At 43.1% G+C, this 8,781-nt stretch carries 8 protein-coding genes; 1 reads left to right on the forward strand and 7 read right to left on the reverse strand.

Going from position 1 to position 8,781, the window contains the following annotated elements; translation table 11 throughout:
- The 7 genes from AC1MDJ_RS05750 to AC1MDJ_RS05780 form a co-directional block, all read right to left on the reverse strand.
- On the reverse strand, positions 1 to 828 hold an 828-nt coding region (locus tag AC1MDJ_RS05750), incomplete at its 3' end, for an MBL fold metallo-hydrolase (protein WP_479689986.1).
- On the reverse strand, positions 825 to 2,378 hold the full coding sequence (locus tag AC1MDJ_RS05755) for a bifunctional aminoglycoside phosphotransferase/ATP-binding protein (RefSeq protein ID WP_479689987.1): 1,554 nt from the start codon (positions 2,376 to 2,378) through the stop codon (positions 825 to 827). The genes AC1MDJ_RS05755 and AC1MDJ_RS05750, both read right to left, overlap by 4 nt.
- Before the next feature lie 66 nt (positions 2,379 to 2,444).
- On the reverse strand, positions 2,445 to 3,209 hold the full coding sequence (locus AC1MDJ_RS05760; protein WP_479689988.1) for a lysophospholipid acyltransferase family protein: 765 nt from the start codon (positions 3,207 to 3,209) through the stop codon (positions 2,445 to 2,447).
- Entirely contained in the window at positions 3,206 to 4,069 is an 864-nt protein-coding gene (locus AC1MDJ_RS05765) for a hypothetical protein (RefSeq protein WP_479689989.1), read from the reverse strand. Before AC1MDJ_RS05765 ends, AC1MDJ_RS05760 begins: the two co-directional genes overlap by 4 nt.
- 3 nt (positions 4,070 to 4,072) lie before the next feature.
- Positions 4,073 to 4,348, reverse strand: a complete 276-nt coding sequence (gene fliQ, locus AC1MDJ_RS05770) for a flagellar biosynthesis protein FliQ (RefSeq protein ID WP_479689990.1) — start codon at positions 4,346 to 4,348, stop codon at positions 4,073 to 4,075.
- Between the two features lie 36 nt (positions 4,349 to 4,384).
- Entirely contained in the window at positions 4,385 to 6,694 is a 2,310-nt protein-coding gene (locus AC1MDJ_RS05775; protein WP_479689991.1) for a glucosyltransferase domain-containing protein, read from the reverse strand.
- Positions 6,691 to 7,617 carry an RpnC/YadD family protein gene (locus AC1MDJ_RS05780; RefSeq protein ID WP_479689992.1) on the reverse strand — a complete coding sequence of 309 codons (927 nt, stop codon included), beginning with the start codon at positions 7,615 to 7,617 and terminating at the stop codon, positions 6,691 to 6,693. The genes AC1MDJ_RS05775 and AC1MDJ_RS05780 overlap by 4 nt, the downstream gene beginning before the upstream one ends.
- A gap of 219 nt (positions 7,618 to 7,836) precedes the next feature.
- On the opposite strand from AC1MDJ_RS05780, the gene AC1MDJ_RS05785 reads away from it, so the two are divergent.
- Positions 7,837 to 8,673, forward strand: coding sequence for a glycosyltransferase family 2 protein (locus tag AC1MDJ_RS05785; RefSeq protein ID WP_479689993.1), 837 nt, complete (start codon positions 7,837 to 7,839; stop codon positions 8,671 to 8,673).
- Positions 8,674 to 8,781: the final 108 nt, after the last annotated feature.

The following is an 8,781-nucleotide window of genomic DNA, read 5'->3' on the forward strand; positions in this document are numbered from 1 at the left end:
ATGCAGCTTATCTTCTTCCTTAAAGACTGCCTCAACTATTAGCACGGTTGAGTCTTTCGCTAGCTTGGTTGCTCGCTCAATATTATCGTCTGTCGGGGCACAGTCGGTAATGTACGTCAGCACCTGTGGCGACACCTCGTCTATCAAGATTTTCTGCAGTTCGCTTGCTCTATACGCCGTGCCCTCTACATCAATATTAGTTTCGTCAACCTTGCCCTCTAATATCGCTTTTTTTAAGGTTGAGAGCCACGAATCAGGACGTTTGCCGAAAGTGGCTAATTTATCGGCATTGACGATATAGCGCGGCGGTTCACTTATTCTATACCCCACTGAGGGGATACGATGTTCAAAGAAGTCATATTTGACAGACCAGTAGTCGCCTATATCTAGCAAATGTTCTCCAGTATGAGGTGGTGACTCGGCGATTAGTTCTTTATTAAATTTGTTGCTCGCCTTGAATAGATACGTCTTTGTGCTACCGTCTGTGTGAAGCTCAATGAGTTTGATAGCAAACGAATAAAAGTCCGTTAAGTTCCATGTGTAGCCATGCAACTTGCCACTCACGTTGTTGGCAAATCCCTCTGGTCCATACAACGTGAGAAACTGGTCAGCGGTCAGCGACCCCCTCAGCACCCTGTCAAAGCCATAGAAGTGGTCTATATGCGTATGCGACACGAATATATCGCCAATACTCAACAACTCCGTATGGCTGATGTTCGTAAGTCTGCCACAATCAAGCAACAACGCCCGCTTGCGGTATGTATTGCGGACGAAGAATACCGAATCATCAAACGGCGCATTGAGCTGCCTTATATCAAAATTAGTCATTTGAGCAAAAACTTTAACAGAGTCGCCACGCTAGTAGCAGCTGGCAGTGCACCATCTATTGTCAAATCGCTGGTGTTGTAGTCGCGTGAGTTTTTCAAAGTTTCATAGTGTTGCAGTCTGCCGTCAGAAACGCCTCCGCTACTCTCCCTAACTTTCAGACGCTCCTTTATAATATTTTCATCTGCACGGACTTCAATATATATGGGAGTAACGCTTGTTAACTGCTCCTCAAATGCTTTTACGTTAGCAGTTTTTAGGAATGTGCCGTCGCAGAGTGGTAAGCGGGCAACTTTTAGAGCATCTGCCACAATCTCCCCTAACTTATTATAAGTGGCAATGGTTCGTTCCTGAGTATATAACCCCTCATTGGCAGCAACAACTCCGTTATAGTCAGCAGGTTTGCCCGCTAGTCCCTTGCGCACCTCGTCTGTGTTTATGCACTGCACTGGAAACCGCTCCGCTAGTGCCTTTGCCAGCTCGCTTTTGCCCGCACCTATAATACCGAATAGCACAAGCGGGCACACGCTATTCATCGTCAATGCGTAAGTAACTGCCATATCCATTAACCTATTATATTCTGCATATTTGTCGGCATAGAGCGGATTATCCCTGCCACAGCCGAGCATTGTGAATGCGGCAACCTTCGCCCGCACTACAGCACGGTAAGCACGATAAAAATTCAGCAGAGAAATAGAATCTTTATCGTTATAGAAATCAAAGAACCCACCTAAAAAGGCATCGGATAGCCCTATTTTGCCTGCATAATCAAGCTCCATAGATAAAAACGCCGCTTCAGCTGTCACATCATTAGTGCGAAAGCGCGTGTTAAACTCTATGCAGTCTATCAAGCTAATTTTGCCGTCATTGCCGATGTAAATATGTTCTAGGCGCAAATCTCCATGCCCATCTTTAACGAAACCTCCAGTATATCTGCGATTAAACAGGTCTTTATTAGCGGTTAAAAAGTCGTTTGTAGCTTTCTCAATATATCGCAGACGTTCATCAACAAGCTTTTCTCCCAGTTTAGGCTCAGTGTCAGCAATCTGCGAGAAGTTTTCCTTGCAATTAAATGTTATAGATTCATATATCGGCAACCCCTCTATCACATCTGGCGCAACGCTAGCTACCGATAGACGTCTCGCTACCTCTCCGCCGATACGTTTTAACTCTTCGCCAGTAGTGCTATCTATGCGAGTTGACAGAAATTTATCTTCCGCTACCCGCCGCATTTTCAATACATATTCTACTGCGGGCACGGTATTGGCAATAGGCACTAGAGCGTAAGCTCCGCCAGCAACAGGAACGAGCTTTAACACGTCAACATACACGTCATCGCTATAGCGTTCGTTAAGCTCCTTTTCTAGGATAGAATACGTTCTGCGCTGTTGTAGTGAGCGATAGTCTAAAAAGCCAAAATCAACAGGTTTCTTGATTTTATAGACAAACTCATCTTGCATCAGCACGACCGATGCATGCGTTTGGCGCACCTCGCCATCGCCAACGATACCTTTTAACAATACTAGGCTATTCTCCCAGCTCTCTATATCCACTTTATATACTCCTTAGTCTAAATTTATTTTCTTTCCCCCGCAAGGCGGGGAAAATACTTTCTAGTCTCAACGATACGGCTTAAATGTTTTAGTCATCCAATTTTTAGCCTCGTCCGCAATCTCTTTGCGCGATTTATACGCAGTCTTTATGCGACTGGCTATTGTAATTGTAATTTCAGCACTTTTCATCTCTTTATAAACATTTGCTATATGCGGCAAAAACGGCATATCTCCATAACAACAAATTTTATCTCTATTTGCCAAAGTAATAGGTTCGCCGTTATATCTGTCATAGTGTATGCAAATCGGCAACACGTCCCCGTCCGCTAGAATTGCCGCATTTATAAATGAAGCGTGGAAAGGCATAATCCTATCGCCACTGTAAGTGTGCCCCTCTGGAAACAACGTTATCATATTGCCGTCTTTCAGCATAGTGGCAAATCGTTCCATCTCTTGGCGCACATGCGCAATAGTAGTATTATCCACAAACAACGTCCCGCCACACTCAGCTAAAGTACCTATTACTGGCTCACGCTGAATGCCTATATGCGATAGAAAAAGTGTCGGTCGTATTGAGGAGATAAAAAGTATGTCAATATAAGATTGGTGGTTGGCAAGCAACAAGCAGGGTGCTCCATCAGTGAGACAAGCGATGTCCCCAACAACATTAATCTTAACATTAAAGAGTTTCATCATCCTAACTGATGCAATATGCGTCAGAGCAGCCAGTTTTGCTCCGCGCTTTGCGGGATTGCCCCGATAGACAAGGCGTGCGGTATATGCGCCGACTAAGAATAATCCCAACACGCCGATAAATCTGATAAACTTCATGGGCAGGACTCCACAGATACCTTTTCGGATTCGCGCCCGCCACGCACACTGGATAAACTGAAACTGACACACTCGTTAGGGGGAGGATTCAGGCTAATAATGCTTGCAGTGGTGTTTATAACCCTGTCTTTAGTATATATGCGGTATGTAGTGCCCGTTCCAGCCACTCTGTCCCAGCTGACAGTTGTTCTAACTTTGTTGCGTAGCACGCGAATGTTTTGTGGTGGGAGCACCAACGTTCGCAAGTCGCGGGCGATAGTCGCCGACCAAGCGACACCAGCGGTATCGCTATCAGAATATGGGACGGCTACAAGCAGTATATTCGCAACATTCGGCAGCACAAAACATCTATTGGTTTCAGAATATTTGCCCGCAAGTTGCCCATTTATAGTGATATTTACATATTTGCTATAAATGCTCGCATCTACCGATACGCATATCTGTTTGTCTGTTAGCTCATATTGAACACCGTTCACCTTGACTGTTCCGCTAAAGACAACATTGTATAAGCTCTCTTCTGAATAGACGTTATATCGTGCATCAAAGTTCCTGCACCTATAAACATACCTAACACCACTTTGGACATCGCTATCTACAAACTCACCACCCGCAGCAATCTTCGCAAGCGATTTATACCACGATAAAGAACTGCCCTCCCCCCTGTAGCTGGCACGTTCGCACACAGAAATATTTGAAGATGGGTTTGCCAAGTGAACGCCGTCTGGGGCTATTGATAAGTGCATAGCAGGTGGAGCCACCTTAATATTGCTCTTAGGTAGCGGAGGCAACTTATGCCCACAGGAAACGGGCGATAAAGCGACTATAGCAACTAAAACAGCACAAAAATTACGGTTGCGCACCTGTCACACCTTGCCTATCAGAGAGTTCAGGTTTATCAGCAACGAGCTTGTGTATGATACAATAAGCTGCAACATCCACGGGAACAGCAATGTAACGCTGATTATTATAGCAAGTATTTTAGGTATGAAAGATAGCGTCTGTTCCTGTATCTGCGTTACAGCCTGAAATATGCTGACGATAAGCCCTACAACAAGCCCAAACATCAGCATAGGCATAGCAATGACGACAGCAGTCTGCAAAGCGTCAGAAACAAGGGATATTACAATATCAGCATCCATCCGCTTATCTTACAACAGGTGGCATAATATTGCAAGCTAGCGTTTTTTAGCTGTTTTTATAATATCCTTCACGTAGTCAACGGCATAGCTCTCAGTTGCAATGAGCATCAAGTCGCCCTTCACAACTACAGAATTGGGTGCGGGGTATGGCTTGATGTGCTCTATCTCCGGCGCAAGTGTTAGCAGTGCATCCACACACGCTGGTTTATTTTGAGAACGCACCTCTCCATTGCCGTAATCGCCGTAGAAACAAGTATCGTTGATAAAATAATTCGCACTATAAAATGCCAAGCTATGTATTCCATTAGGGGAGTAGCTATCCTTTGCCATCACATCATCTTCAGCTATAATAGCCGGTCTCGGATATTGATTGTCAACGCCGTAGTAATAGTAGCGATGTGATGGCATATTGCCTAAAAGCACAACAGTATATCCCTTGCCCTGCTCATAGTTAGCAGAACTTTCTATACGGGTAAGCATTCTATTCCAGAGCATTTGTTCAGACTCAAAACCTTGCTTCCACACATTTTGCGACCAGAAATCTTGAATAATAAATACCTTTAAGATAATAGCGGTAAGAACTATAGCAATATTCCTAAGTGCTAGACTATTCTGGACGAATATGAGCGCAATAGGCAGGACAAACAGGTACCTTATGCCGAAGAAATCTACCCTGCTCTGAGTGATTGTAATGGTGTTAGTCATGAATGTCTCTATCCCAGGACCAGCGATAGCCGTAAACCGGCTGAATACTATAGCCGATATTATAGATAGCAAAACAAGTAGCGAACGTCTCCACCCATAAGCAAAAAACACCCTAACAACAACACAAATGAGCATTACACACACTAGTCTAGCAGTGATACTTGGAAGAAACACCCCCTCATAGTGCCAAAGGTTGACAATATGACTGAACACATAGAACAACGTAGATAACATTTGGCTAGGGGTTGCCATTATAGTCCTTGCATTTGCTATATGAGTGAGCACAACAATAGCTTTAGACACTATTAAAAACATAGCAACGGAAACAACTATACCAACGACAGATAAACGTTTATTGTAAATATAGTCTATAACACCGTCATCTATGCCCAAGAGCAAGTCTATCGCTATGCGCCCAAAGACCATAATTGCCATTATATCTATCGTTGATTGATGTGTCCCTAACGCAAGTGTGGTTATTAGGATAGCGACAATGAAGTAGCTGGTTTTAGCAGAGGTGCTACGTTTAGTATCCGCCTTATCAAACAAAATAAGTCCCAACGTGGCAAGTAGCGGTGCCCAGCAAGCACCAACTTCAGAGAAACGAAACCATAGCCACGACATTATAAAGGGCGATAACACCAGCGGCAAGCCGAATATTGAATACGCAAATAGCGTTTTATGCAGTTTCCAATATACTGCTAGCGCAACAGGAGCAATAGCTAAACCCGCAAAAGCAAGCATATTTGTTATAATAGGCAGGATTCTGTTGTCTAAAAAGAACTGCGGCACTAGATACAGTGCCCATCTGCCTAGTTCAATATCGTGCCCGTGAGTGATTGGCTGTCCCAAGATAGCATTCCAGTCGTGATGTCCGAACGTATTATAAATAGTATGGTAGCTGAAAGCAACATTTATCGCTATAAACAGCAAAAGAAATGACTTGATATAAAGAGAGGGCGTATTCTGCCAGAGTTTCTGAATAGCACTCTGCAAATCAAACCCGCCGATACTGCGCGAAACTACAGCACCAATAGCTGCTCTGGCAACAGGCACGTATTTGCCAAAAAAATAAACAACAAGTGTGGCAAGGATAAAGACTGCTATATATTTATGAATATTTTGAACCAAAAAATGCCAGTAATACACGGCAGATACGTGTCTGCGGTATTTAATATCTAGTTTTAGTTTGTCGCCGTCTTTTACATTGACGACATATTTCAGCGGAGCATCTGCCTCTGCTCGTTGAGAGCCACTAATAAACTGTCTGTCATCAATGGCAAAGCTAGCGTAGTCCATTGATAACCCCTTAACATGCCCCCCCCCCTTGTGAGCTACAAGTGGCGCATTCAACACAAAGGCTAACTGCCCACTCCCAGCTACTTCAGCTAAAATGTTCGGTATAGGTGAACGCCAGCTGCGATAAGTGTTTAATGATATAAAAGCATCATTTTCCGAATGCTTGCTGACTACCACAGGGACACGGGTCGGGCGATACGCCCTAACCATAGTGGCATTGCCAGATTCCGTTATAACATCAATCTGCAAACGACTTTGAGAATAGCCCCAATGAGAATGCCCCACGTAGCAAAGTAGTGTAACGACAAGTGCTATTAGTATAGTGCTACTTTTGCTTTTCATACCACAGCTTCATTATTGGAGGCTGAAAGCCCTGATATATCGTTTTGTAGCTCTTTTAGCTTGGCAAGTGAAAGATCTGTGCCCTTTGATATGGTGTCAAGAGGCATCCCAAGTGCTAAAAAGTTCCTAGCAGTTTCAAGGGACTTTGTTCGCTCGCCCTCCTGCATACCTATTAGCATACCCTCGTCAAACGCCTCTTCACGCCATACCCTTTTAGCTACGTTAATGTCAAACTCTGATGTCAACATACCCATATTCATTACCTCCCGCGAGTGTCTATATAAAAAGTCTTTCAATATACCCCGCTCCATTGCACCAGCTAAAGCTACCTTATCCTCGCTATCTATCCCCTTTGTCTCCTGCCTAACTACCTCTACAAACTCCGCATAGTCCCCAAGCGTTCCGCTTGCTTGCAAAACCTGCCTGTTATGTCCCTTATTAACATTCAACACTCTCGCTTCTAACTCTAAAAAGTTATGCACGTCTTTATGTGTTTCGTCTTTTGCAAACATCTCAGATAGCTTTATATAATAGTCATCTGCTTTTAATGGGTTCACTCCATTATATAACACTATAAACTCTGGACGGGGTATTGTCAACCTGTTTCTCTTATATACAGCCTCGTCATCTACTATACCCTCATATAAACGAGCTATATATTCTAAAAACCTTAATGGCATATTATCGTTTATAGTTGATTGATGTTCCATTAAAACAACTAGCTTATCCCCTATAGTAAATGATATATCGTTTCGTCTGCCCATAAACAAAACATTCTCTAGGGTGTTTATTATAATGCCATCTGACAACGTATAGGTAACACCATCAATGGCATTATATAGCTCAATGAGCTTCTCTTTATCAGAGAATAGCTTGGTAAATACGCTATCCTTATACTCTCTGTTGGTATCAGTATCTGACATAGACCGACAATATAATAAAAACAAGAGATAGTCAAGTTTTTCATTTTAACTTGTGCAATTACACAAACATATTTTGTGTTGACTATTTTAATAAAATGATTATAATCGTCCAATGAATTATTCTGCTAGACGAAGCCCCTTGCTGGATAGTAGCATACCGCTTGAACCAAAACGTGTACGTTGCACCAGCAACTCCAAGTCCTCATTCTATGGTAATGTATGAAACTCATCACCATATTGGTCCCCTGCTATAATGAGGAGCAGGCAGTTCGCCTGTTCCATAAACGGCTCTGTGCTACAATCAACACCCTTTCTGCTAGTTATGATTTTGAAATCTTATTTATAAACGATGGCAGCATTGATGAGACGGCAAACATCATTAGAGAGCTGCAAGCCACAGATAACAGAGTGGCTTACGTGAGCCTATCCCGCAACTTCGGCAAGGAGGTAGCATTGTTGGCGGGCTTTGACTACGCCAAAGGCGATGCGGTTGTCACTATTGACGCAGACTTGCAACACCCGCCAGAGATAATCCCCGATATGCTAAAATTATGGGAATCTGGCTATGCGGATGTCTATGCTGAGCGCATATCTAGGGATACAGATAGTTTTTTTAGAAAAATTGCAACTGTTTTATACTATAAAGTGCTAAAGAATATCGCAGATGAGCCGTTAGATATGGGGAGTTATGACTTTAGATTGCTTGATAGACGTTGCATAAACGCATTGTGTGAGCTACGTGAGTTATGTCGCTATACCAAAGGTCTTTTCAGCTGGATAGGTTATAGGAAAATATCAATTCCTTATGAAGTTGCACCGCGTGTCGCTGGTGAGGCCAGTTATACATTGATTAAACGAGTCCACCTTGCCATTGACGGCGTTTTATCAAGCTCTATATTGCCTCTGCGTGTGGCTTCCTTTTGTGGAGTGGCAATATCTATGTTCGCTTTCATATATCTTGTAATAACTCTGATAACGACCCTAGTTTATGGCAATCCTACTGCTGGCTGGACATCAACATTGGTTATTATTTTGTTTGGTTCAAGCCTAGTTTAGATTGACTTAAAGTTGATATAAGCTATGGTGTTATTATGGGAAACAAGTATTTGAAGCGTGCCCACATTTCGGAAGAGAAGTTTAGGGAGATATTGAAGTTGTTTGTTG

It is taken from the genome of Candidatus Termitispirillum reticulitermitis, from assembly GCF_054655775.1.

Coding starts and splice junctions, on each gene's coding strand:
- fliQ (WP_479689990.1), bottom strand. CDS start 4,348: ATGGATGCTGATATTGTAATATCCCTTGTTTCTGACGCTTTGCAGACT.
- AC1MDJ_RS05780 (WP_479689992.1), bottom strand. CDS start 7,617: ATGTCAGATACTGATACCAACAGAGAGTATAAGGATAGCGTATTTACC.
- AC1MDJ_RS05785 (WP_479689993.1), top strand. CDS start 7,837: ATGAAACTCATCACCATATTGGTCCCCTGCTATAATGAGGAGCAGGCA.
- AC1MDJ_RS05775 (WP_479689991.1), bottom strand. CDS start 6,694: ATGAAAAGCAAAAGTAGCACTATACTAATAGCACTTGTCGTTACACTA.
- AC1MDJ_RS05760 (WP_479689988.1), bottom strand. CDS start 3,209: ATGAAGTTTATCAGATTTATCGGCGTGTTGGGATTATTCTTAGTCGGC.